The organism is Microbacterium sp. I2, assembly GCF_051364985.1.
Taxonomy (GTDB): domain Bacteria; phylum Actinomycetota; class Actinomycetes; order Actinomycetales; family Microbacteriaceae; genus Microbacterium.
In genome coordinates this window covers 64,769-88,581 of record NZ_JBLWIH010000010.1, presented here as the reverse complement: position 1 = coordinate 88,581, position 23,813 = coordinate 64,769, and the positions used below count along the sequence as shown (strand labels likewise).

22 protein-coding genes and 1 tRNA gene are annotated in these 23,813 nt (G+C 70.1%); 9 read left to right on the top strand and 14 right to left on the bottom strand.

Annotated features, from left to right (window positions below):
• Positions 1–65: 65 nt before the first annotated feature.
• Positions 66–1,175 (bottom strand): peptide chain release factor 2, encoded by a 1,110-nt coding sequence (prfB, locus tag ACLKM7_RS09560; RefSeq protein ID WP_436446968.1) that lies wholly within the window; start codon positions 1,173–1,175, stop codon positions 66–68.
• Positions 1,176–1,201: 26 nt separating this feature from the next.
• Here prfB and ACLKM7_RS09555 point away from each other — a divergent pair, with 26 nt between their 5' ends.
• Positions 1,202–2,503: an MFS transporter gene (locus ACLKM7_RS09555; RefSeq protein WP_436446967.1), complete on the top strand. Its 1,302-nt coding sequence runs from the start codon at positions 1,202–1,204 to the stop codon at positions 2,501–2,503.
• An 18-nt stretch (positions 2,504–2,521) separates the two neighbouring features.
• On the opposite strand, the gene ACLKM7_RS09550 is transcribed toward ACLKM7_RS09555, so the two are convergent.
• Positions 2,522–3,496 (bottom strand): transcriptional regulator TrmB, encoded by a 975-nt coding sequence (locus tag ACLKM7_RS09550; protein ID WP_436446966.1) that lies wholly within the window; start codon positions 3,494–3,496, stop codon positions 2,522–2,524.
• A 118-nt stretch (positions 3,497–3,614) separates the two neighbouring features.
• On the opposite strand from ACLKM7_RS09550, the gene ACLKM7_RS09545 reads away from it, so the two are divergent.
• Positions 3,615–7,469, top strand: a complete 3,855-nt coding sequence (locus ACLKM7_RS09545) for a S8 family serine peptidase (protein WP_436446965.1) — start codon at positions 3,615–3,617, stop codon at positions 7,467–7,469.
• Between the two features lie 170 nt (positions 7,470–7,639).
• Here ACLKM7_RS09545 and ACLKM7_RS09540 read toward each other — a convergent pair whose 3' ends face one another.
• On the bottom strand, positions 7,640–8,464 hold the full coding sequence (locus ACLKM7_RS09540) for a serine protein kinase RIO (protein WP_436446964.1): 825 nt from the start codon (positions 8,462–8,464) through the stop codon (positions 7,640–7,642).
• A 196-nt stretch (positions 8,465–8,660) separates the two neighbouring features.
• On the opposite strand from ACLKM7_RS09540, the gene ACLKM7_RS09535 reads away from it, so the two are divergent.
• Positions 8,661–9,014, top strand: a complete 354-nt coding sequence (locus ACLKM7_RS09535; RefSeq protein WP_436446963.1) for a hypothetical protein — start codon at positions 8,661–8,663, stop codon at positions 9,012–9,014.
• 34 nt (positions 9,015–9,048) lie between these two features.
• Here the strand turns inward: ACLKM7_RS09535 and ACLKM7_RS09530 are convergent, their stop codons facing one another.
• The 7 genes from ACLKM7_RS09530 to ACLKM7_RS09500 all read right to left on the bottom strand — a co-directional run bounded on the left by ACLKM7_RS09530 (position 9,049) and on the right by ACLKM7_RS09500 (position 13,551).
• Positions 9,049–9,495, bottom strand: a complete 447-nt coding sequence (locus tag ACLKM7_RS09530; protein WP_436446962.1) for a pilus assembly protein TadG-related protein — start codon at positions 9,493–9,495, stop codon at positions 9,049–9,051.
• A complete protein-coding gene (locus ACLKM7_RS09525; protein WP_436446961.1) occupies positions 9,492–9,878 on the bottom strand; it encodes a TadE family protein in 387 nt (128 codons plus the stop codon). Before ACLKM7_RS09525 ends, ACLKM7_RS09530 begins: the two co-directional genes overlap by 4 nt.
• A 79-nt stretch (positions 9,879–9,957) precedes the next feature.
• Positions 9,958–10,308: a TadE/TadG family type IV pilus assembly protein gene (locus ACLKM7_RS09520; protein WP_436446960.1), complete on the bottom strand. Its 351-nt coding sequence runs from the start codon at positions 10,306–10,308 to the stop codon at positions 9,958–9,960.
• 87 nt (positions 10,309–10,395) lie between these two features.
• Positions 10,396–10,584: a hypothetical protein gene (locus tag ACLKM7_RS09515; RefSeq protein WP_436447222.1), complete on the bottom strand. Its 189-nt coding sequence runs from the start codon at positions 10,582–10,584 to the stop codon at positions 10,396–10,398.
• A 38-nt stretch (positions 10,585–10,622) separates the two neighbouring features.
• Complete coding sequence (locus ACLKM7_RS09510) at positions 10,623–11,561, bottom strand: type II secretion system F family protein (protein ID WP_436446959.1); 939 nt, start codon at positions 11,559–11,561, stop codon at positions 10,623–10,625.
• Positions 11,549–12,406 carry a type II secretion system F family protein gene (locus tag ACLKM7_RS09505; RefSeq protein ID WP_436446958.1) on the bottom strand — a complete coding sequence of 286 codons (858 nt, stop codon included), beginning with the start codon at positions 12,404–12,406 and terminating at the stop codon, positions 11,549–11,551. Before ACLKM7_RS09505 ends, ACLKM7_RS09510 begins: the two co-directional genes overlap by 13 nt.
• Positions 12,403–13,551 carry a CpaF family protein gene (locus tag ACLKM7_RS09500; RefSeq protein ID WP_436446957.1) on the bottom strand — a complete coding sequence of 383 codons (1,149 nt, stop codon included), beginning with the start codon at positions 13,549–13,551 and terminating at the stop codon, positions 12,403–12,405. Before ACLKM7_RS09500 ends, ACLKM7_RS09505 begins: the two co-directional genes overlap by 4 nt.
• A gap of 102 nt (positions 13,552–13,653) precedes the next feature.
• Here ACLKM7_RS09500 and ACLKM7_RS09495 point away from each other — a divergent pair, with 102 nt between their 5' ends.
• The 4 genes from ACLKM7_RS09495 (at position 13,654) to ACLKM7_RS09480 (ending at position 16,144) form a co-directional block, all read left to right on the top strand.
• Positions 13,654–13,866, top strand: a complete 213-nt coding sequence (locus ACLKM7_RS09495; RefSeq protein ID WP_436446956.1) for a PLDc N-terminal domain-containing protein — start codon at positions 13,654–13,656, stop codon at positions 13,864–13,866.
• Positions 13,867–13,948: 82 nt separating this feature from the next.
• Entirely contained in the window at positions 13,949–15,157 is a 1,209-nt protein-coding gene (locus ACLKM7_RS09490; RefSeq protein WP_436446955.1) for an NAD(P)/FAD-dependent oxidoreductase, read from the top strand.
• 68 nt (positions 15,158–15,225) lie between these two features.
• Positions 15,226–15,307, top strand: a tRNA-Leu gene (locus tag ACLKM7_RS09485).
• A gap of 57 nt (positions 15,308–15,364) precedes the next feature.
• Positions 15,365–16,144, top strand: coding sequence for a DedA family protein (locus ACLKM7_RS09480; RefSeq protein ID WP_436446954.1), 780 nt, complete (start codon positions 15,365–15,367; stop codon positions 16,142–16,144).
• 27 nt (positions 16,145–16,171) lie between these two features.
• Here ACLKM7_RS09480 and ACLKM7_RS09475 read toward each other — a convergent pair whose 3' ends face one another.
• A complete protein-coding gene (locus ACLKM7_RS09475) occupies positions 16,172–17,110 on the bottom strand; it encodes a Ku protein (protein ID WP_436446953.1) in 939 nt (312 codons plus the stop codon).
• Between the two features lie 46 nt (positions 17,111–17,156).
• Between ACLKM7_RS09475 and ACLKM7_RS09470 the strand changes: the two genes are divergently transcribed.
• The gene (locus ACLKM7_RS09470; protein ID WP_436446952.1) at positions 17,157–19,751 is read left to right on the top strand and encodes an ATP-dependent DNA ligase; all 2,595 of its coding nucleotides are present in this window, start codon (positions 17,157–17,159) and stop codon (positions 19,749–19,751) included.
• 11 nt (positions 19,752–19,762) lie between these two features.
• On the opposite strand, the gene ACLKM7_RS09465 is transcribed toward ACLKM7_RS09470, so the two are convergent.
• Positions 19,763–20,674, bottom strand: a complete 912-nt coding sequence (locus ACLKM7_RS09465) for a cation diffusion facilitator family transporter (protein ID WP_436446951.1) — start codon at positions 20,672–20,674, stop codon at positions 19,763–19,765.
• A gap of 105 nt (positions 20,675–20,779) precedes the next feature.
• Between ACLKM7_RS09465 and ACLKM7_RS09460 the strand changes: the two genes are divergently transcribed.
• Entirely contained in the window at positions 20,780–22,396 is a 1,617-nt protein-coding gene (locus ACLKM7_RS09460; protein WP_436446950.1) for a CocE/NonD family hydrolase, read from the top strand.
• A gap of 11 nt (positions 22,397–22,407) precedes the next feature.
• Here the strand turns inward: ACLKM7_RS09460 and rdgB are convergent, their stop codons facing one another.
• Both rdgB and rph read right to left on the bottom strand, forming a co-directional pair.
• The gene (gene rdgB / locus ACLKM7_RS09455) at positions 22,408–23,046 is read right to left on the bottom strand and encodes an RdgB/HAM1 family non-canonical purine NTP pyrophosphatase (RefSeq protein ID WP_436446949.1); all 639 of its coding nucleotides are present in this window, start codon (positions 23,044–23,046) and stop codon (positions 22,408–22,410) included.
• Between the two features lie 17 nt (positions 23,047–23,063).
• Entirely contained in the window at positions 23,064–23,810 is a 747-nt protein-coding gene (gene rph, locus ACLKM7_RS09450) for a ribonuclease PH (RefSeq protein ID WP_436446948.1), read from the bottom strand.
• Between the last annotated feature and the right edge of the window lie 3 nt (positions 23,811–23,813).

The window sequence follows — 23,813 nt, the reverse complement described above, 5'->3', positions numbered from 1 at the left end:
CCTATCGAGCCTATGCGGATGCCCCGCCCGACCCGCCTGCGACACCCGGTGCCGCGGCATCCGGGTCAGTCGTCCGTCTTGCGCTTGCGCCAGCGGATGCCCGCGGCGATCAAGCCGTCGAGATCACCGTCGAAGACGACCGCGGGATTGCCGACCTCGTAGCCGGTGCGCAGGTCCTTCACGAGCTGCTGGCCGTAGAGGAAGTACGAACGCATCTGGTCGCCCCAGCTCGCGGTGATGACCCCGGCGAGCTCCTTCTTCTTGGCGGCCTCTTCTTCCTTCTTGAGCAGGAGGAGGCGGGTCTGCAGAACACGCATGGCCGCTGCGCGGTTCTGGATCTGCGACTTCTCGTTCTGCATCGACACGACGATGCCGGTCGGAAGGTGCGTGAGGCGCACAGCCGAGTCCGTCGTGTTGACAGACTGGCCGCCGGGACCGGAGGAACGGAAGACGTCGACGCGCAGGTCGCCCTCGGGGATGTCGACCTCGACGGCCTCTTCCATCACGGGGATGACCTCGACGGCGGCGAAGCTCGTCTGACGCTTGTCCGCCGAGCCGAACGGGCTGATGCGCGCGAGACGGTGCGTTCCGGCCTCGACGGACAGCGTGCCGTACGCATAGGGCGCGTCGACCTCGAACGTCGCGGACTTGATTCCGGCGCCCTCCGCGAAGGACGTGTCGAGGACTTTCACCGGGTACTTGTGGCGCTCGGCCCAGCGCAGGTACATGCGCATGAGCATCTCGGCGAAGTCGGTCGCGTCATCTCCGCCGGCACCGGAGCGGATCGTGACGACGGCCGCACGATCGTCGTACTCGCCGTCCAGGAGGGTCTGCACCTCGAGCTGACCGATGATGTCTTCGAGCTCGGCGATCTCGTGGCGGGCCTCTTCGGCGGAGTCCTCGTCGTCCATCTCGTTGGCGAGCTCGACGAGCACGTCGAGATCGTCGAGGCGCTGCTCGACATCGGTGATGCGCTTGAGCTCGGTCTGGCGGTGACTGAGGGCGCTGGTGACCTTCTGAGCCTTGTCGACGTCGTCCCAGAGGTTGGGAGCGCCGGCCTCCTCGCTCAGACGCGCGATCTCGGTGGTGAGTGCGTCGACGTCGACCACGGACTTGATGTCGGAGAACGTGGAACGCAGCGCCTGGATGTCGGCGGAAGGATCGAAGTCGAGCATGACACTCCAGACTAACGTGGTTGGACATGGCCGACCGCCCGGACTCCCCCACCGCACGTGACGTGCTCTGGCGGTTCGGGCCGATGGTGTACGGGCCGACCGTCCTCTTCGCGCTCGGCGAGGGGGCGGTGCTGCCCATCATCCCCGTGATCGCGGCCGACCTGGGTGCCGACGTCGCCGTGGCGGCGCTGGTCGCCTCGGCACTGGTGGTGGGCCAGCTGTGCGGCAACATCCCGGCCGGCTGGGCGGTGGCACGCATCGGCGAGCGGCTCACGATGGCGATCGCCGGTGTCGTCTCGCTCGCGGGCATCCTCGGAATGGCCCTCGCACCCTCGCTCGGGTTGTTCGCCGTCGCGGTGTTCCTCATCGGGTTCTGTGCCGCGGCGTTCGGGCTGGCACGTCACTCCTTCATGACGACGCGAGTGCCGTTGGCATTCCGCGCACGGGCACTGTCGCTGCTGGGCGGAACCTTCCGTCTCGGCATGTTCGTCGGCCCCTTCGTCGCCGCCGCGCTCATCGCCGTCTTCGGCGACGAGCACGTCACGATCTGGTTCTTCGGGGTCTGCCTCGTCGCCACGATCCTGCTCGTGCTGCTCGGCCCCGACCCCGAGACGCACTTCCTGCCGCCGGCCGCGACACGGGATGCCGACGACGCGGCCCTCACCGAAGACACCGGCGAGCCGGTCACCGGCACGATCCCGGTTGCGTCGAGCCGTGCGCCGCGCACCGGTGTGTTCCGGACCATGTGGCGCCACCGCGAAGTCCTCTCACGGCTCGGTCTGGCCGCAGCATCCCTCTCCGCCGTCCGCTCGGCGCGCCAGGTCGTCCTGCCGCTGTGGGGCGTCTCGATCGGTCTCGACGCGCAGACGATCGCACTCGTGGTCGGCATCTCGGGAGCGATCGACTTCGCGTTGTTCTACGCGAGCGGCCAGGTCATGGATCGCTTCGGCCGGTTGTGGGCGGCGCTGCCCGCGATGCTGCTGATGGGCACCGGATTCATCGCGCTGTCGTTCACCCACGACACCGATCAGGCCGCCATGTGGTTCGCGATGTTCGCCGCCGTGCTCGGCGTCGGCAACGGGCTCTCCAGCGGCATCCTGCTGACCCTCGGAGCCGACGTCGCGCCCAAGGCCGACCCGGCGCCCTTCCTCGGCTCGTGGCGCACCCTCACCGACGCGGGCGGCGCGGTGGCGCCGCTGCTCGTCTCGGCCATCGCCGCGACCGCGACGCTCGCGGTCGCGAGCGGCGTCACGGGGGCGATCGGATTGGTCGGCGCCCTCGCGTTCGTGCGATGGGTGCCGCGTTTCGTTCCGCGCGCCCGGGACTGACCGCGTCGCCGGTGCGGGTCAGACCCACTCCCTGCGCACGGCCTCGGCTCCGAGCTGCATGCGCGTGGTCACACCCGCGACGTCCATGAGGTCGGCGACCCGGCGCTGGACCGTGCGCAACGAGATTCCCAGCTGCCCCGCCGCCGCGGCATCCGTCACCCCCATGAGAAGAAGGTGCAGCAGATCGCGGTCGACGTCCTCGGCGACGTGGGCGGCGGCCACCGGCAGGAATTCCGTCGCGGCGCGCCAGTACTCCTCGAAGATCGAGACGACGAGATCGAGCAGGCCGCTGGGGTGGATGAGGAGCGCGCCGAACCCGTCGTCCTCGCCCTGAGTGTGCATCGGCACGAGCGCCATCTGATCGTCGGCGATGAACATGCGGGTCGGGAGGGTGGGAAGGACGCGGATCTCCTCGCCGATCTGCGACATGTCGCGCGCCGCGGCCAGGAAGCCGGGGCGTTCGAGCACCGCGCTCTCGACGATCACGCGGTAGCGCACGCCGCGCGCGAGAGCCCGATCCTCCTCGATGTTCTCCTCGCCGCTGAGCAGCGCGATCTCGTTCAGCACCAGCACCCGCACCTGCGCGGTCGAGGCCGCCTGAAGCTGGGCGACGCGTTGCCGGACGGCGTCGTCGCCGATGACCACGTCGACCACGTCGGCGACGCTGCGCTGCTCTGTCGAGCGGCGGTACAGGTCGTTCAGCTCGAGGAGAGCCTCGTGCGCGCGGCTGATGCCGCGCTCGCGCTCGAGAAGCAAGGGGCGCAGGGCGATGTTGGGTGGGGATGCTGTGAAGCGATCGCTGCTCGCGGCCTGACGTGCGAGCAATCCGAGACGCTCGAGCTCGTCGACGATCGGCTGCACGCGTGGCAGCGACATGCTGAGGCTGCCGGCGATCTCGACCGTCGAGGCGGACGGCTGCTGCAGCACGCGCCGGTAGACGGCGGTGTGCGCCTCATCGAGTCCGAGTGCTTCGAGCACGGTGACCTTCCCCATGCGTCCATCGTCGCCTGCCGACCGTGGCGGATGGTGGCCATGGCATTTCTCCGCCACCACTCTAGGCCCGCAGAGGGCGATGCTCGATATCGACCCCTACCCCCAGAGAGGCTCACGCATGTCACGACTCCAGCCCATCGGCCGCCGCGTGCGCCCGATCGTCGCCGCCACGAGCGGTCTGGCGATCGGCATCGCAGGCATCGGCCTCGCCACCCTGCCGGCGACCGCCGTCTCCGATGTCGACGGTCCCCCCGCTGTCGCCGCGGCGGTCGCCGGCAGTTCCCACTCCGTCACGCTGATCACCGGCGACCGCGTTACCGTGACCGACCTGTCCGACGGCACGCACACCGTCGACGTCGCGACAGTCACACCTGGCGCCGGCGTCCGGACGTACCAAGTGGGCGACGAGCTGCACGTCGTGCCCGACGCGGCACTGCCGTACCTCACCTCGGGCGCGCTGGACCACGACCTCTTCAACGTCTCGCTGCTCATCGAGTTCGGCTACGACGACGCCTCGGTCGACGCGACGCCGATCATTCTGGAACAGGGTGCCGCCACCGCTCGTGGCTTCTCGGCACCGGCACCGGGTCTTGAGGTGCGAGCCGAACTGCCGAGCATCGGCGGTGCCGCCGCGACCCTCGGCCACGCCGAAGCCGCGGCCGCCTGGGACGCGCTGACTGCTCCGAGTGCCCGTGCGTTCTCTGCCAGCCCTTCCCTCGCGGACGGCATCGAGGCGATCCACCTCGACGGCAAGGTGAAGGCCTCACTCGACGGGAGCGTCGGGTACATCGACGCCCCCGAGGCGTGGGCAGACGGCTACACCGGTGACGGCGTGACGGTCGCGGTGCTCGACACCGGATACGACGACACCCACCCCGATCTGCAGGGTCGCATCCTCGAAGGCTCGCAGAGCTTCGTTCCTGGGGAGGAGGTCGCCGACGACCCCAACGGTCATGGCACGCACGTCGCCTCGACCGTCGCGGGCACCGGCGCCGCCTCGGACGGCACCCATCGTGGCGTGGCCGACGGCGCCGACCTGCTCATAGGCAAGGTACTGGGGGCGGACGGCTACGGTCAGGACTCCTGGATCATCGACGCCATGGAGTGGGCGGGCCAGAACGCGCCGATCGTGTCGATGAGCCTCGGGTCGATGTCGCCCTCCGACGGCAAGGACCTCATGGCCGAGTCGCTGAACCAGATCGCCGAGTCCACCGGCTCGCTGTTCGTCGTGGCGGCCGGGAACGCCGGTTCGCCCGAGTCGATCGGCGCCCCGGGATCGGCCGCGCAGGCCTTCACGGTCGGTTCGGTGGATGACCCGTCCGGTGCACTGTCGTACTTCACCAGCCAGGGTCCGCTGTCGCGCTCCGGCGCGCTGAAGCCCGATGTGACCGGCCCCGGCAATGACGTCACGGCTGCGCGTTCGGCGGACAGCGGCGGCGAAGGCGCCTACATCGCGATGAGCGGCACGTCGATGGCGACGCCGCACGTCGCGGGTGCCGCGGCGATCCTCCTCAGCGCGAACCCGGACTACACGACCGAGCAGCTCAAGGCCGCACTGGCGAGCACCGCCACGGACCTGGGCTACACCTCGTACCAGGGCGGCACCGGGGTCATCGACGTGGACGCTGCGATCGAGGCTCCGGTCGTGGCATCCGGTTCCGGCGATTTCGGCATGCTGATGTGGGGCGAGGAGCCGACCCCGGTGCAGCGCACCGTCGAATACACCAACCGCACGGATGCCGAGCTCACGGTCGCGCTCACCGCGACGCTCACCGACACCACGCCGGGCTCCGGTGAGGGGCCGGGCCCGCTGTCGGCCGTCGTGAGCGAGGCGCTGACACTGGACGCCGAGTCGCTGACCATTCCCGCCGGCCGCACCGCCACGGTCACCATGACCGTGGACCCCGCCAAGGTCCCCGCAGGCACGCAGCTGTCGGGCGCGCTCGTCGGGTCGGTGGACGGCGTGGCCGTCACGCGCACGGCACTCGGCACGATCGCCGAGGCCGAGCGCTACGACCTCACCATCACGGCGACGGATTTCGAGGGCAACCCGGTGAACGCGTACGCGATGCTGTGGGATGCCGCCGCCCAGTGGGCCGAGCCGGTGCTGGTCGAGGGCGAGACGACGCTGCGCCTGCGGAAGGGCGACTACTCGGTCATGTCTTACATGGAGGTCAACCGGACGCCCGACACGGTCGCGATGGTGCTGACGGGTGACCCCAAGCTCTCGCTGGCACAGGACTCGACGGTCGCACTCGATGCCCGCGCGGCCGAGGAGGTGACGGTCGACGTCGGCCGTGACGACCTCGAGCAGTCCTTCGCCCGCATGGACTTCCAGGCGGACGATTTCACCGCGAGCGCGATGGTGCCCGTGCTCGTCGACGAGCTGTGGGCTCAGCCCATGAAGGTCGACGACGCCGAGTTCGACTTCACCACGCGCTGGCGCTTGTGGGAGCCGATGCTGACGGTCGCGGCCGGCAAGAAGCCGCTCGACATCGTGCTCCAGGTCGGGTCGAAGTACCTCACCGGGCAGATCAAGGCCGTGGCCGTCGACGCCGGACAGGGCAGCGCTGAGGAGTTCGCGGCGGTGGACGTCGCCGGAAGGGTCGCCGTCGTGACCCGCTCGGACGCGGTCACGCCCGGCCAGGCCGCCGCCAACGCGGGCGCAGCGGGCGCGAGGCTCCTCATCCTCGCCAACGACGCCGACGGCGAGCTCAGCACGTGGGTGGGCTCCGACGACTTCGAGTCGAACGCACCGATCCCGGTTGCCGCGATCAGCGGAGTCGAGGGTCGCCAGCTGCGCGCCGACATCGCGAAGAAGAAGGTGACAGTCACGGCCATCGGCGACGAGTACGCGGACGTGGTGTACGACATCGCCCGCTACAGCGCCGGCGAGATCCCGGATGACCTCGCGTATGCGCCGCAGGACCTCACCCGCATCGACACCACCTATCACGGTCAGACCGAGCCGCTGGGCGAGTTCCGGTACGACTTCGTACCGGGTGCGGAGTACGGGGCGGGCTACTTCATGATCGCCGAGCGGGGCGTGACGCGCGAGGAGTGGGTGAACACCGAGGATCTGCGGTGGAACCAGGGCGTGGGCGTCGAAGCGGTCCGATGGGAGATGCGCGACATCCTCCGCACCTACGAGCCGGGCGAGCATCTCGAAGCCGAATACTTCGGCGGGATCGTGCGTCCCTACGTCGGGCTCGGCTATTGGGTGCCGTACCGAGTGTCGGACTACGCCCAGATCAACGTTCCGAGCTGGGCGGACGGCGGCAGCGCCGATCACACCGGAGCGTTCGACACCTGGATGGAACCCTCCACCGTCGAGCAGCTGACCGACATCTATCTCGACGGCGAGCTGGTCAAGCAGACCCGAGGGCAGGGCGCCATGATCGATGCGCTTCCCGACGGCGAGCAGGACTGGCGCGTCGTGAGCACCGCGACGCACGACGGCGCACACCTCGCGGGATCCACCAAGACCGTCAGTGAGTGGACCTTCCGCTCGGCCGGGCAGCTCGGCGACTGGGAGAACCGGCTCCTGCCGATGATCCAGGCGTTCTACGACGTCGAGGTCAATGACGAGAACCTGGTGGGTGAGAGGCGACGCAAGGGCTCCAGCATCCCGCTCGGTCTCGAACTGGGCCACGTCGCCGGCACGGCACCCGCGGGAGCCATCACCGCCGCCACGCTCGAGGCCCGTACCGCCGGAGGCGAGTGGGTGCCGGTTCCCCTCGCGCCGGCCACCACGGACGCCCCGACCGGCCCGGTCGAGGGCGACGGCGACATCTTCGTGACCTCTCGCGCGTGGGTCAGCGGCTACGCCGCTCAGATCCCGGTGTCCGACAAGGGCGGCTGGGTCGACCTGCGGGTGACGGCGACGGATGCCGCGGGCAACACGTTCTCGCAGGAGATCGAGAAGGCGTTCCAGGCGACGCCCGTCAAGGGCGGCGGCAACGGCCGGGGCTGACCCGATCCGCAGGCCGGCAGGGGCTCCATCCGCTTCGGCGGGTGGAGCCCCTGCGCCGCCTCCCCGCCTCCCCCCTCTCCCTCCCCCTGCCCTCCCCCTGCCGAACCGTCGCAAACGGCCGTACTCCGGTGATCCGAGCGACCACTTGCGACGGTTGGAAGCCGCCCGCGTCACCACATCGTGGCGACGAGGTCGGCGAACAATGCCTCGGGGTCGTTGTCGAGGCCACGGCGCGCGAACCACGTCGAGACGTTCACGACATCGCGGTACATGAAGTCCATGCCCTGCGGGTTCGCGGCGACATCCACGATCTGCGGCAGATCGATCGCCACGACGCGGCCGTGGTGGTCGAGCAGGTTGTACGGCGACAGGTCGCCGTGCGCGAACCCCGCGCGAGCGAACGTCGTGAGGATCTCGACGACCTGGCGGTACGCATCGGCGAGCTCACCGCCGTGCAGCCGCGACTGCGCGAGCCGCGGCGCGGCCACGCGCCCGTCGCCGATGAACTCCATCAGCACCTCGGTGTCGCTCACCTGCACGGGATAGGGTACCGGCACGCCCGACCGCCAGGCGAGTGACAGCGCCGCGAACTCGCTCGCGGCCCAATGCCCCGCGGCCACGGAGCGGCCGTGCGCCGACTTCCTGTTGACGGCGCGCGCGTCGCGCGTGTTGCGCATCACGCGCCCCTCCTCGTAACTGCCGGAGCGGTGGAAGTCGCTGTGATGCGTGTTGCGATATCGCTTCGCCGCGAGCAGCGTGCCCGTCGTGCCGGGAACGGCCCGCTCGATCAGAAAGAGGTCGGCCTCCTTGCCGGTCTTGACGATGCCGAGCTCGGTGTCGAAGGCACCGGCCTCGGTGACCACCCAGTCGGGATACGGGAGCGGTCCGCGCTGGGTGGGAGAGGATGCCGGCCGGGTGGTCCAGCGTTGATCGGGCCCCGGCTCGAGAAGCGGGGCGTCGGAAGCGAACGTTGCGTCGAAGCGCAGAGGTGACATCGGGGAAGACTCCAGTGGCTGGAGGCCGCCGATCTCAGTGGGTGCCGGCGGCCTCGCGGGAAGCGGAACTGACGCGAGACATGGCGAAGACAGCCATCGTGTTCCTCCTTCCGGCCGGGGTGCGGCGCACCGGTGCGGCGTTCAATCTAGCGACATTCCGCTCCCGCGCACCAGCGGTCGCGCTACCTTCGTCCACATGAGCGGATCGGATTCGACCGACGGCGGGGTTGTCCGGTTCTGCCGCAGTAGCAGTGCGGGCCGTCGCTGCACGCGGCCACTCGGGCACCCCGGTCTGCATCGTCACCGCACGATCATGTGGACGGATGCCGCCGCCGACCCGCCGCAATGCCCGGGCTCCGGCGAACCTGGCGAGCCCGCTGCGCAACTCGGCGACGGGTACCCCCACGGCCGAGCGCTGTGTGCGCGTTGCCAGCGGTTCGTGCCCCTCGACGGTGCCGGACGACTCGTCGAGCACGACACGACGGATGCGCTCGAAACGGATGCCGAGGCCAGCAGTCGACGCGAATGGTTCAACCTGCACGGCTGGTGATGGTCTCGACGGGTCGCTGCGCCGAGCACCGGTGTCAGCGCAGCGCGGTGCGACTCGTGGCGGTCGCTTCGAGAGCCACGCCGTCCGGCACGAACAGCGTGACGACGGGCGGATGCCACGTGCCGGCGACCGTCACTCGCGCCGAGACGCCGTCCGGCGTCTCGGCAGATACGAGCACCGCGTCCCGACCGACCTCGGCGACCATCAACTGCGCCTGACGCCGGACGGCCGCATCCGTCAGGGTTGCGACCGGTGCACCGTCGACGACGGTCACCTCGAAGCCGTCCGCGGCAGCGAGGGCGGCGGCATCCGCCAGCGCATCCAAGCGCTTCTGCGACAGGTACAGGCTCGTCGCGGCGACGCAGATGAGGATCGCGACGAGCGCGAGCACCGCGTAGCCGAGGGTCAGGATCAGGATGCTGCCCTCGTCGTCGCCCTGCCCCTGCCCCTGCCCGGCGCGAGAGTCGCACAGACGTGTCACGACGCACCCCAGAATCGCGATACCTTGTGCGCGGCCGACCCTTCCACCGGGATCGACGCGATCTGGTCGAGCCCGAGCACCGGCGGTACAAGGGGCAGCGTCACGGCGCTGCGGACAGTCACGATCAGGGTCGCGCCCGCCGCGGGGCACGACACGCCGGCCGGCCGGCAGGCGATATCGACGTCGACGTCGTCGAGTCCGTACTCGTCGCGCACCGAGGCGAGAACGCGTTCGGCACGCGCGTCGGCATCGGCGGCGTCGGCCGCGGTCGAGATCGCGCGCGCGAGGTGCCGCGCCCCGGCCTCGGCGCCGAGAGACTGCTGCTGGATCGACCCGAGTGCGACGACGAGATAGACCAAGGGCACCAGCATCAGCAGGCCCACGAGGATGAACTCCAGTGCTGCCGACCCGCGATCGTCCGCGCGGTCCGGGTCGGCGTCAGTGTCAGTGTCAGTGTCAGTGTCAGTCGAACGACTCGATGGGCGCATGCGCGATCACCTCCATCGATCTCGGCGACCCGAGCAGGCCGACCAGCGGCAGGGTCGCGGCGACCCGCACCTCCACGGTGGGATGCCCGAGGTCGGTGGTCTCGCGCACCCTCACGTCGGCGGCGTACTCGGCACCGACGGTCCGCGTCACGATGTCGCGCGTGCGCGCTGCTCCCTCATCGAGCGACGTGTCTGCCAGCGCCGCGTGGTAGGCGCCTTCGACGGCCGCATCGTGCACGACGTTGCGCACGTACACGGCGAGACCGAACTGCAGCACACCCAGCGTCAGCACGGTCAAGAGCGTGCCGACGAGCACGAACTCCACCGGACTGGAGCCTTCTTCACCCGCACTCGCCGCCGCGAATCGGGCGCGCAGGCCCGTCGCGAGACGGGCACGGAAACAGCGCACGCGCTAGAAGCCCGAGACCCGCTCGATGGCCTGCTCGAACAGCCCGGCCAGCGCCGGGCCGGCGAGCGCCCAGATCACCACGACCAGCCCCGCCGTCATGAGCGTGATCAGCACCCAGCCCGGCACATCGCCTCGTTCGTCGTCCACGAGGTCCCGCCCCGAGGCGCGCAGTCTGTCGATCGCGCGACGCATCCACATCGTGTTCATCTCTTCTCCTTCCGACCGTGAGGTCAGCCGATACCCAGTCGAAGCATGAAGATCCCCGGGAACACCGCGAACAGCACGCTCAGCGGCAGAATCAGGAACACCAGCGGCACGAGCATGTAGATCTCTTTGCGGCCTGCCCGCTCGATGAGGCCTCGCTTGGCGTCCTCGCGCGCATCGAGAGCCTGTGCGTGGAGCACGTGCGCGAGAGGCGCGCCGCGGTCGATCGCGGCGACCAACTGGTCGACCGACCGCGAGAGGGCCGGAATCTCGAGGCGGACCGCCATCCGCCCGAGCGACTCCGACAGGGGCGATCCGGTTCCCACGGCGACGACGACACCCCGCAGCTCGGCGGTGAGCTCCCCCGCACCGACGTCGCCCACGCGCCGCAGCGAGTCGAGGATCCCCTCGCCCGCCGAGAGGCACAGCGCGAGGAACTCGAGCACCGTCGGCAGCTCTTCTTCGATGCGGCCGACCCGCGCCCGAGAGGCGCGTGTGAGCCACGCGTCGCACGCGAATGCGCCGCCGACCGCCGCCAGCGGCGGCAGCAGGCCCAGCGCCGGTGAGCCCCTGCCCAGCAGCACGAGCCCCACGACGAGCGCACCGCCCACCGCGAGCCCGACCACCGCCCACGCGAGCTGCCTGCCACGGAAGCGGGCGGCATCCATCGTCCACCCGGCCTGCTGCAGGCGCCGGGTCACCGCTTCATCCCCGCCGATCACCCGGGCGAACCGGCGCTGCAGCGCCACCCACGCCAGAGTCGGATCATAGCCCGGCCCAGTCGTCACATCGAGCCCCCGCGGATCGGTGACGTCCCGGATGTACGGGGCGATGCGCCGGGCGAGGCTGGGTGCACCCCAGCGCGGGGCGAGCGAGAGCAGCAGGCACACGCCGACTCCGAGCGCGGTGCCGAGCACGACCGCGTAGGCGAGCTCTCCCGTGACGCCGCCGATCAACCGAACCACCGCCTCGGCTCGGGAAGCCGGCCGAGCCGGATCATCACGCGGTAGGCGACGAACGAGACCGCGGCGCCGGCGAGGATCAGGGCGATGCCCTCGGGGCTTCCGTACGCCCTCGCGCCCTCGGGACGCATGGCCAGGAGTGCCAGGATCACCCACGGCGCGGCGACGCCGAGCACTGCAGCGCCACGGATCCACGATTGACGCGACTCGACCTCGGCGCGCAGCGCGGCGTCGGCGCGGACGGATGTCGCCAAGGCCCGCAGCACGGCTGTGAGCTCCGTGCCGCCGACCTGACGAGCCATCCGCAGCGTCTCCACGATGCGGTCGGCGACCGGATCCGCGAGGTTCGCCTTGAGTCGCTGCGCGCTGGAATCGAAGTGGCCCGAGGCCGAGACATCGCGTGCGAACGCGGCGAAGGCGGGCCGCAGCTCCGCCGGGGCGGAGTCGGCGAGGCTCGCGACGGCGTCGGGGAGCGACATGCCCGCCCGCACCGATGCGATCAGCAGGTCGCACACGTCCGGCCAGAGCGTGCGGCGCGTGCGCAGCAGTCGCGAACGTCGAGCGCGCAGCCATGTGAAGGGGGCGAGTGCGCCCGCTGCCGCAGCGACCAGAGAGAGGACCGCCACCTGGGTGACGAGCCACGCTGTCGCAGCAGCCACGGCCGCGCAGCACCCGGCGACCACGACGACCGATGTCGGCGACATGCGCGCCATCCCGGAGTCCTCGAGCAGCCGCGAGAGCCGGCCGGGCTTCGCCTCGGACGCACCGCGCGCCACCGACGGCCACAGCCAGGGCGACAACGCGAGCAGGAGGCCTGCCGCGAGCACCGCTCCCCAGACGAACGTCATGCGGCGCCCGCTCGGTACAGCGTCCTTGCCGCGATCACGCCGCCGTCCACCCCGGTCGGAGCGACGATCTCGACGACGCGGCGAGCGCCGGACGCATCGCGCTCGCAGTGGACGACGAGATGAACGGATGCCGCGACCGCCGGCAGCACGAAGGACGAGTCGATGTTGCGTCCGGCCAGCAGCGGCAGGGCGGCGAGCTTGCGCACCGCCTCGCGGGCCGAGTTCGCGTGGATGGTCGCCGCACCCGGCACACCGGTGTTGAGCGCCAGCAGGAGGTCGAGTGCCTCGGCGTCGCGGACCTCTCCGACCACAAGACGATCGGGGCGCATGCGGAGTGCTTCTTTGACCAGGCGCCGCAGCGTGACTTCGCCGGTTCCCTCGAGGCTCGCCTGCCGGCCCTGAAGCGAGACGATGTCGGCGGCGCCGACCGCGAGCTCGAACGTCTCCTCGACGGTGACGATCCGGTGCGTGGCCGGACAGGCGGCGATGAGCGCTCCCAGCAGGGTCGTCTTGCCCGCGTGGGTCGCGCCCGAGACGAGCACCGAGCGACCCTGCACCATCGCCTCCTGCAGCAGATGCGCCGCAGACGGATCGAGAGAGCCGGCCGCGACGAGGCGGCCGAGATCCCGGTACGCGGGCAGGAACTTGCGGACGTTGACGGCCCAGTGGCGCCGGGTGATGTCGGGGATCACCACGTGCAGGCGGGAGCCGTCAGGAAGCGAGGCGTCCACGAAGGGCTGGCTGAGGTCGACTCGACGGCCGCTGGACTGCAGCATCCTCTCCACGAGATCACGTACGGCGGTCTCGGTGAGCACGAGCGGCGTGCGCTCCGGCACTCCCCCGCGCGCCACGAAGATGCGGTCGGGCGCGTTGATCCACAGTTCCTCGACGGTGGGATCGTCCAGGTACGCCTGCAACGGACCGTATCCGGCGACCGACGCGAGCACGTCCCGCACGCAGGCGGCCTCGTCGTCGACCGGAGCCAAACCCCTCGCGAGTGCGAAGTCGTTGTGTCTGCGCACTTCGGCACGGGCGATCTGTGCGGCCAGATCCGGGTCCCGCGACGGATCGGCGCGCTCAGCCCGGAGCCGCTCGCGGACGCGCTCGGCGACGAGCGTCGAGACGGGCGTGGGCGCGAGGGTCACCGAAGCATCCTCGCAAGTCGGGGCGGAGGCATCCGGAAGTTATCCACAGATGCGCGCCGAGCGAGCGCGGGGCAGGATGGTCTCAGAGACGGAAGGACCATGATGAGCAGGACCAAGATGGAGCTCTCCCCCGGCGCGAAGGCGGGCCTCGGCATCGCCGGGATCGTGCAGGTCGTGTTCGCTTTCCTGGCGTTCTGGGACCTCGCGAACCGCCACCCTGACGACGTGCGCGGGCCGAAGGCCGCATGGATCCCGGCGATCCTCGTCAACTGGATCGGCCCGGCCAGCTACTTCGTGTTCGGCATCCGCCGGTAGCGCCCACCAGCGGCGGGGGATGTCACATCCTCCCGCCGCGCGGTGTCTCCATGTCGAAGGAATCGACACGAAGGAGGCACCCATGCTGGGCGCAACAGGACACAGGATCGACGTCGTCGTCATCGGCGGCGGCTATGCGGGAGTGATGACGGCCAATCGCCTCACGCAGCGGAGCGATGTGTCGGTGACGCTCGTCAACCCGCGCGACCGCTTCGTCGAGCGGGTTCGGCTGCACCAGCTCGTCGGTGGATCCGACGACGCCGTGATGCCATTCGACGAGCTGTTGGCGGGCGACGTGAAGCTGGTGGTCGACACAGCAACGGCGATCGACCCAGCGCGGCGACGCGTCGCTCTCGAGAGGGGCGGACCGCTGTCGTACGACTATCTCGTCTACGCGGCGGGAAGCTCGAGCGCCGCGATGGAGGTGCCGGGCGCGGCGGAGTTCGCGCTGCCGATCTCGACTCTCGAGGACGCCGAACGCGTCCGCGGGGTCCTCGCGGGCACACCGAAGGATGCGCCCGTCGTCGTCGTCGGATCGGGGCCCCTCGGTATCGAGACGGCCGCAGAGCTGGCCGAGCTCGGCCGCCGCGTCACGCTCGTGTGCGGTCGGATCCTGAGCCCGTACAGCCATCCCAGCGCGCGGCGAACCATCCGTCGCCGCCTGGAGGCCCTCCACGTGGTCCTGCTCGAGGGCGAGGGCGCCACCGCCGTGGCCGTGACGCCCGACGCGGTGGAACTGGCCGACGGGCGTTCGGTGACCAGTGCCGTGACGATCTGGACCGCGGGCTTCGCCGCCGCCGGTCTCGCCCGCGACAGCGGGCTGACGACCGACGCGGAAGGCCGGCTGGTCACCGACGAGACGCTCACCAGCGTCGACGACGACCGCATCGTCGCGACCGGGGACGCCGCTTCCCCGTCGCACGTGCCGTTGCGCATGAGCTGTCAGGCGGCGCTGCCGCTCGGCTCGCACGCGGCCGACACCGTGCTGAGCCGCATCGCCGGCGGGGAACCGGCCGGCTTCGACCGCGGCATCGGCGCGATGTGCGTGAGCCTCGGACGGGAGTACGGCGTCTTCCAGTTCGCGCGGTTCGACGACACGGCGATCCGCCTGCACGTGCCCGGACGCCTGGGCGCACTCCTCAAGGAGGAGGCCTGCAAGAGCCCGATCTCGCAGATCAAGACGGAGGCGCGCAGGCCAGGCGCGCACCGGTGGCTCGTCAAGGACACGCGACGCGCCGACCGGGTGCGCGCAGCTCTCGCGGCGGAGGGGAACGCGGTGCTATCCCGCTGACCGGGGCACGAATACGGGGGTCGGCCCCACAGCCGACCCCCAGCGGCGTCAGTAGACTGATCCCACTCGCGGGAGTGGTGGAATTGGCAGACACGCAGGATTTAGGTTCCTGTGCCTCCGGGCGTGTGGGTTCAAGTCCCACCTTCCGCACGCGGACGTTCGCAGACTTCGCCGACCGCCGACACCTCGACCGACGGGAATCCCACCGTGCACGCAGTTCCTACCGCCCTGATCCCCTGGCTCGATCCGGCCGCGATCATCGCATGGGCAGGCCCGTGGGCGCTCGTCGTCGTCTGCTTCATCGTGTTCGCCGAGACGGGCCTGCTCGTCGGCTTCCTGCTCCCGGGTGACACCCTCCTGGTCATCGCGGGGCTGCTGTCGCACTCCACCGCGGCGGCGCCGAACGGCGTCTTCGGAATCAGTGTGTGGTGGGTGGCGCTCCTCATCGGGCTCGCCGCGTTCGTCGGCGGGGAGGTCGGCTATCTCATCGGCCACAAGGCCGGTCCGGCGGTGTTCGAGCGCAAGGAGAGCGGTCTGTTCAGCGTCAAGAACGTCGAGCGCACCAACGCGTTCTTCGAACGCTTCGGCGGCCTGACGATCATCCTCGCCCGCTTCGTGCCGATCGTGCGCACCTTCGCGCCCGTCGCGGCCGGCGTCGGCCACATGCACAAGGGCAAGTACACGCTCTACAACCTCATCGGCGCCGTGTTGTGGGGCTTCGGGCTCACGATGTTCGGCTACGCGATCGGCTTCATCCCGTTCGTGCGCGACCTCGTCACCGAGTACATCGATGTCATCCTGCTGATCGCCGTCGGCGGCACCGCCCTCGTCACGCTGTGGCACTACCTCCGCGAGCGCCGTAAGGCCAAGAAGGCCGCCGCGGCCGGCGAGGACGTCGTCACCGACGAGTCCGAGGCCGAGGCCCTCGTCCTCGACCCCGAGGTGTTCGAGCGCGGACCCGAGCACGGCGAGGCCCCGAAGGGCTGAGCCGGGACCCGGAATCGGGTCGGCGCGTCAGGAAGCCTTCTTCTTGGCTGCCGGCTTCTTCTCGGCGGCCTTCTTGGCTGCAGGCTTCTTGGCCGACGAGCCGGACGCCGTGCTCTCGGATTTCGCGGAGGACCCGGCATCCTTCTTCGTGGACTCCTTCGCGTCAGAGCCGCCGCGCGCCGCGCGTGACTTCTCGACGCTCGCGCGCAGGGCTGCCATGAGGTCGATGACCTCACCGCCGGTCTCCTCCTCCTCGTGGTCGCCGAAGGTCTCGGCGGTGTCGACGGCGTCGCCCTTCTCGAGCTTCGCCTCGATCAGGGTGCGCAGTTCTGCCTGGTACTCGTCGGTGAACTCCTCGGGATCGAAGTCGCTGGCGAAGCTCTCCACGAGGGATGCCGACAACTCCAGCTCCTTCGCCGAGATGCGCACCGACTCGTCCAGAGCCGGGAACGCGGCCTCGCGCACCTCGTCCGCCCACAGCAGCGTCTGCAGCACCAGCACGTCACCGCGCACGCGCAGAGCGGCCAGGCGCGTCTTCTGCCTCAGCGAGAAGCGGACGATCGCGGTCCGGTCGGTCTGCTCCAGGGTCTTGCGCAAGAGCACGTAGGCCTTCGGAGAGGCCGAGTCGGGCTCGAGGTAGTACGCGCGATCGAGCGTGAGCAGATCGATCTGGTCGCTCGGCACGAACTCCACGACGTCGATCTCACGGCTCTTCTCGGCCGGAAGCGACGCCAGGTCGTCCTTGGTGAGCACGACGGTCTTCTCGCCGTCGTCGTACGCCTTGTCGATGTCGGAGTACGGCACGACCTCGCCGTCGATCTCGCACACGCGCTGATAGCGGATGCGTCCGCCGTCCTTGTTGTGCACCTGATGCAACGAGACATCGTGGTCCTCGGTCGCGGAGTACACCTTGACCGGCACGTTCACGAGCCCGAATGTCAGTGCACCCTTCCAGATCGCCCTCATCCCACAAGTACACACCGGTAACACCGGTCACGGCTACCCTGAACCCATGCCCGGCGGAGAGCAACTGGTGCGCATCGGTGGACGGCGACTGCGCATCACCAACCTCGACAAGGTGCTCTACCCCGAGACCGGAACCACCAAGGGCGAGGTGATCGACTACTACACGCGCATCGCCGAGGTCATGATCCCGCACGTGGTCGGGCGCCCGGTCACCCGCAAGCGGTGGCCCGACGGCGTCGGCACCGAGGACGATCCCGGCATGGTCTTCTTCGCGAAGGACCTCGAGCGCGGTGCGCCTTCCTGGGTGCGACGGATGCCGATCCCCCACTCGACCGGAGCGAAGGACTATCCGCTCGTCGGCGACGTGCCCACCCTGGTCTACCTCGCGCAGGTCGCGAGCCTCGAGCTGCACGTGCCGCAGTGGCGCTTCGCTCCGGACGGCGAACGCGGCGACGCGGATCGCCTCGTGCTCGACCTCGACCCAGGCCCCGGCGTCGGCCTCGCCGAATGCGCCACGGTCGCCGGCTGGGCGCGGACGATCCTCGAAGGCATGGGGCTCGAGCCCTACCCGGTGACCAGCGGAAGCAAGGGGATCCACCTGTACGCGGCACTGCCGCCCGGGCAATCGAGTGAGCAGGCGTCGGCGCTGGCCAATGAGCTGGCCCGCGCCATCGAGGCGGACCATCCCGACCTTGTCGTCAGCAGCATGAAGAAGTCCGAGCGACGCGGCAAGGTGCTGATCGACTGGAGCCAGAACAACGGCTCGAAGACGACCATCGCACCGTACTCCCTGCGGGGTCGCATGCATCCCACAGTCGCCGCCCCTCGCACGTGGGAGGAGCTGGACGACCCCGACCTGCGCCACCTGGACTTCACCGAGGTGCTCGAGCGTATCGAGGACCTCGGCGACCCGATGGCGCCGCTGGGCTTCCACGCGGGCGGTCGCGAAGCCGAGACCGGGCCGCTCGCCCCGTACATCGCCAAGCGCAGCGCCGACCGCACGCCCGAGCCGGTGCCGCGCAACCCGCTCGGGGCGGCCCCCACGGACGACAAGCCGCGGTTCGTCATCCAGGAGCATCACGCCACGCGACTGCACTGGGACTTCCGCCTCGAGCGCGACGGCGTGCTGGTGAGCTGGGCGGTGCCCCGCGGCGTACCGCATTCGTACAAACGCAACAACCTCGCCGTGCAGACCGAGGACCACCCGATGGAGTACGCCGCCTTCGAGGGCACGATCCCCGCGGGCGAGTACGGCGGCGGCACCGTGACGATCTGGGACGACGGTCGGTATGACCTCGAGAAGTGGCGGGACGACGAGATCATCGCGACGCTCGAGGGGCGGCCCGGCGGTCCGCTCGGACGCGTCCGGCTGGCCCTCATCCGCACCGAGGGCGAGGGTGAGAAGTCCAGCTGGCTGCTGCATCGGATGAAGACGGATGCCGACGGCCGGCCGCAGCCGGACGGCATACCCGTCGAGCCCAGCCCGCAGGCCGACGCGCCGCATCACGGTCGACACGCATCCGCACGGGGCGATGGTGCTCAGAAACCGCATGTGAGCTCCGGTTCACACAGCTCTCCGGATCCTCAGACGGGGACCCGTGTGAACCGGAAGTTCAATGGCGTTTCCGAGAGCACCGCCACCCGGGCGACGGTCGAGGATCTCAAACCGATGCTCTCGACTTCGGCCACTCCCGCGCTCGCCCGTCAGGCGGCGGCGCGATGGGGCGAGCCGGCGTGGGTCGAGGCGAAGTGGGACGGCATCCGTGCGGTCGGAGTGTGGGACGGGTCGCGTCTGCGTCTGTACGCGCGCAGCGGCAACGACCTCACTCACCGCTACCCGGAACTGACCGCCGTCGACGCGGGATTGGGCGATGAGCCCGCGGTGCTCGACGGCGAGCTCGTCGCGCTGGAGCCGGACGGGCGGCCGAGCTTTCCGCTGCTGCAGACCCGAATGAACCTCGAACGTGCGGGCGACATCGCCCGCGAGGCACGACGCACCCCCGTGCGCTATTACCTGTTCGACGTGCTCGCGCACGACGGTGATGACCTCACCGGTCTGCCGTTGCACGAGCGCCGCGATGTCCTCGAAGCGATCGCAGACGACACGGTCGACGCGATCGCCGTGCCGCCCGTGTTCGACGACGTCGACGCGGCGCTCGAAGCGAGCAGGCAGCTGCGGCTCGAAGGGATCGTGGTGAAGGACCCCGCGTCTCGCTACGTCCGGGGAGCTCGCGCGGAGTCGTGGCTCAAGGTCAAGATCACCCACACGCAGGAGGTGGTGATCGCCGGCATCCGGCCGGGCAAAGGCGGCCGCAGCGGCACGTTCGGCTCGCTGCTGCTCGGCATCCCGGATGCTGACGGCCTGCGCTACGCCGGCCGCGTCGGCACCGGTTTCAGCGACTCGACCCTGGCGTCGCTGATGAAGAAGCTGCTGCCGCTGCGGGTGGACGACAACCCCCTGATCGGGGTGCCGGCGCTCGACGCCCGCGACGCACTCTGGGTGCGGCCCGAGCTGGTCGGCGAGGTCGAGTACGGCGAGTTCACCCCAGGTGGAATCCTGCGTCACTCCCGCTGGCGCGGACTGCGACCCGACAAGAGCCCTGACGAAGTACGACGCGAGGATCAGCCCGCCGAGCTGTAGCACCCGACGCCTCACGCGTGCGCGTCGTGCTCGACGTGACCGGCCGGCTCGAGCTGGAACGTCGAATGCTCGACGTCGAAGTGCTGCGACAGGCATGTCTGCAGCTGGCTCAGGATGCCGGAGGCCCTGCCGTCCTGCAGCGCAGCCCCGTCGACCACGACGTGGGCCGAGAACACCGGGGCGCCGCGGGTCAGCTGCCACACGTGCACGTCGTGCACATCGACGACACCGGGCGTGCCGAGGATGTGCTCGCGGATCTCGCGAACGTGCGTGCCCTTCGGCGCGGATTCCGCGAGGACCGAGACGACCTCACGAAGCAGCCCGATCGCGCGCGGGATGATCATCGCCGCGATGAACAGCGATGCGATCGCGTCGGCCTGTGCCCATCCGGTCATGAGGATCACGATCGCCGCGACGATGACCGCGGCCGAGCCGATGAGGTCGCCGAGCACTTCGAGGTAGGCGCCGCGCACGTTGATGCTGCGGCGCTGCGCCGAGCTCAGCAGCCACATCGCCACCGCGTTGGCGATCAGACCGACGATCGCGACGCCCAGCATGAGCCCGCCGGCGACCTCGACATCGGAGGGCGACACGAGGCGCGAGACGCCTTCGACGGCGACCCACGCCGACAGCGCGATGAGGATGATGCCGTTGACCAGGGCTCCGAACACCTCCGCGCGCTGGTATCCGAAGGTGCGGCGATCGTTGGCCGGCCGCGCAGCGACCATGCTCGCCACGAGGGCGATCACCAATGCGGCGGCGTCGGTGAACATGTGGGCGGCGTCCGCGAGCAGTGCGAGGGAACCCGAGAGCGCAGCGCCGATGATCTGGACGACCATCACGACCGTGGTGATCGCGAGCGAGATCGCCAGCAGGCGACGGTTACCCGCCTCGCGGACGCCACTCGGCGCATGGTCGTGCATGCCTCCAGGCTAGGCGGCGGACTGCGCCCGGGCGGCGCACCTCACCTACTCGGGAATGAGTGTCCTTCTCACGGAGGCGATGCAGGTGGATGCTAGCGTGCCGCTGTGACGCAGCGCACGACGCCCACGACCGATCGCCCATGGCGACGTTCCGGCGCCGGGCGATACGCCATCGAACGGATCTCGCGGATGCTGCGACCCCCGGTGGTCGTGACGCCGATGGGTCCTCGCGTGCGCAAGCAGCAGGACACCGAGATCCCGATGCGGGACGGCACCATCCTGCGGGCCAACGTCTATCTGCCCGCCGGCGCCGGCCCCGTGCCGGCCATCCTCTGCGCACACCCCTATGGGAAGGACGTCCTTCCCCGTCGCACCCGGCGCGGGTATCGCATCAACCCGCAATTCCGTGCTCTTCGCCAGACCGAGCAGCTCCACATCTCGGACGAGACGAGCTGGGAGGCGCCGGACCCGTCGTGGTGGGTGCCGCACGGGTTCGCACTCGTCAACCTCGATGTGCGCGGGGCGGGCCGCTCGGACGGCGTCGGATCGCTCATGAGCGACGCCGAGGCTCAGGACCTCCATGACGCGATCGAGTGGATCGCACAGCAGGAGTGGTGCGACGGCGGCGTGGCGATGCTGGGCGTGTCGTATCTCGCCATCTCGCAGTACAAGGTGGCCGCCACCCGCCCGCCGCACCTGCGGGCGATCGTGCCCTGGGAGGGGTTCACGAACGCGTACCGTGATCTCTTCTATCCGGGCGGCGTCCGCGAGATCGGGTTCTCGCGGCTGTGGACGACGCTGGTGCGCCGATCGGCGCGTATGGTGCCCGACCTCGGTGCCGAGGCTGTCGCGCGTCCCGACGAGGACGCGTGGTGGGATGCCCTCGTGCCCGATCTGGAGCGGATCGAGGTGCCGATGCTCGTATGCGGCAGCTTCTCGGACGCGAATCTGCACACGAGGGGGTCGTTCCGGGCCTTCCACGAGGTCTCGTCATCCGTCCGTCACCTGTACACGCACCGCGGCGGCAAGTGGGCGACCTTCTACGGCGACGAGGCGAAGGCGGCGCAGCTCGCCTTTCTCCAGACACATCTCCAGGATGCTCCGCACACTCTGCCGCGCGTGCGGCTGGAGGTCCGGGAGCGGCGCGACGAGGTGCTCGCGGTCCGCCACGAAGACCGATGGCCCCCGCCTGGCGAGACCCGCGCGCTCCATCTGAGCAGCAACGGCACACTCGACGCTGCCGTGCCCGGGGAGGCCTCCCGGGTCACGTTCCGGGCACGCCGCCGTGCCGCGGTCTTCTCGTGGATCTTCGACGAAGACACCGAGGTCACCGGCGAGGCTCGCGTGCGGCTCTGGATCAGCGCAGCCGACGACGCACCCCTGTCGCTGTTCGCCGGACTGTCGAAATGGACCGCCGGCCGCTTCGTCTCCTTCGAGGGCTCCTACGGGTTCGGGCGGGATTACGTCGCAACGGGCTCTCGCAGGGTCCTTGCGACCCGGGAGCCGCAGCCGGTGGAGATCGGCCTTGCACCGTCCGCGACGCTCTTCCGTGCGGGCGACGAGCTGCGCCTTCACGTCGGCGGGCGTCAGTTGTCGCCGCTCAATCCGCTGTGGGGATCCTTCCCCGCGCTCTATCGGTCGAGCCCGCGCGTCACGTGCACCGTGCACGCGGGACCAGGGCATCCCTCGGCGCTCGAGCTGCCGATCACCTCACTCGGCTGAGCCGGCTCGGGTCACAGCCCAGCGAGGAGCGGGACCAGGGCGGCGAACGCACGGGACCGGTGGGAATCCGCGTTCTTCTCCGCAGCGGTCCATTCGCCGACGGTCCGCTCGGCGTCCGCGGGCTGGCCGTCCGGCACGAACACGGGGTCGTACCCGAACCCGCCGGCCCCGGCGGCCGCCGCGGCCAGGCGTCCGGGCCAGATGCCTTCGACGACGTGTTCGACGCCCGCATCCGACCCGGCGGACCCCGCCGGCACGACGAGGGCGATCGTCGACACGAACTGTGCGGTGCGGTGGGGATCCCGGATGTCCGACAGCTGGTCGAGCAGGAGGTTCAGGTTGGCGGCGGCATCCTTCGCGTGTCCGGCCCAGTACGCCGAGAAGACCCCGGGCGCCCCGCCGAGAACGTCGACGCAGATGCCCGAATCGTCGGCGAGCGCCGGGAGGCGGGTGTGCGCGGCCGCGGCTCGGGCCTTGATCAGGGCGTTCTCGGCGAAGGTGACGCCGTCCTCGACCGGCTCCGGTCCGTCGTAGCCGATCACCTGGAGGTCAGGCCGGGTGGCCGCGACGATCGCCTGGAACTCCTGCACCTTGTGCGGGTTGTGTGTCGCGAGCACGAGGCTGCGTGTCGACTCGCTTCGCTCGCTCAACGACCGGCTCCCGTCCGTCACTCCGCAGCGACCGGCTCGAGGGCCGCCAGCTGGTGCCCGCGCAGCGTTGCGCAGCCGTTCACGCCGAGCTCGAGCAGCGCATCGAGCTCACGCTTGTCGAACGGCGCACCCTCGGCCGTGCCCTGCACCTCGACGAAGAGTCCGCGGCCGGTCACCACCACGTTCATGTCGGTCTCGGCGCGGACGTCCTCCACGTACGCGAGGTCGAGCAGCGGCTCACCGTCGACGATGCCCACCGACACCGCCGCGACCGAATCCAGGAGGGGCGTGGCCTTCTGGCCGATGAACTTCTTCGCGCGACCCCACTCGATCGCGTCTGCGAGGGCGACGTAGGCGCCCGTGATCGCCGCAGTCCGCGTGCCGCCGTCGGCCTGCAGCACGTCGCAGTCGATGACGATGGTGTTCTCCCCCAGAGCCTTGGTGTCGACGACGGCGCGCAACGCGCGCCCGATCAGCCGGGAGATCTCGTGCGTGCGTCCGCCGATCTTGCCCTTGACGCTCTCGCGGTCGTTGCGGCTGTTCGTCGCGCGCGGGAGCATCGCGTACTCCGCGGTGACCCAGCCCTTGCCCTTGCCGACCAGCCAGCGCGGCACGCCGTTCGTGAACGACGCGGTGCACAGCACCTTCGTGCCGCCGAACGAGATGAGCGCCGATCCCTCCGCATGGCTCGACCACCCGCGCTCGATGGTGATGGGACGCAACTGGTCGGCGGCGCGACCGTCCGCGCGCACAAGTTCGGTCATAAG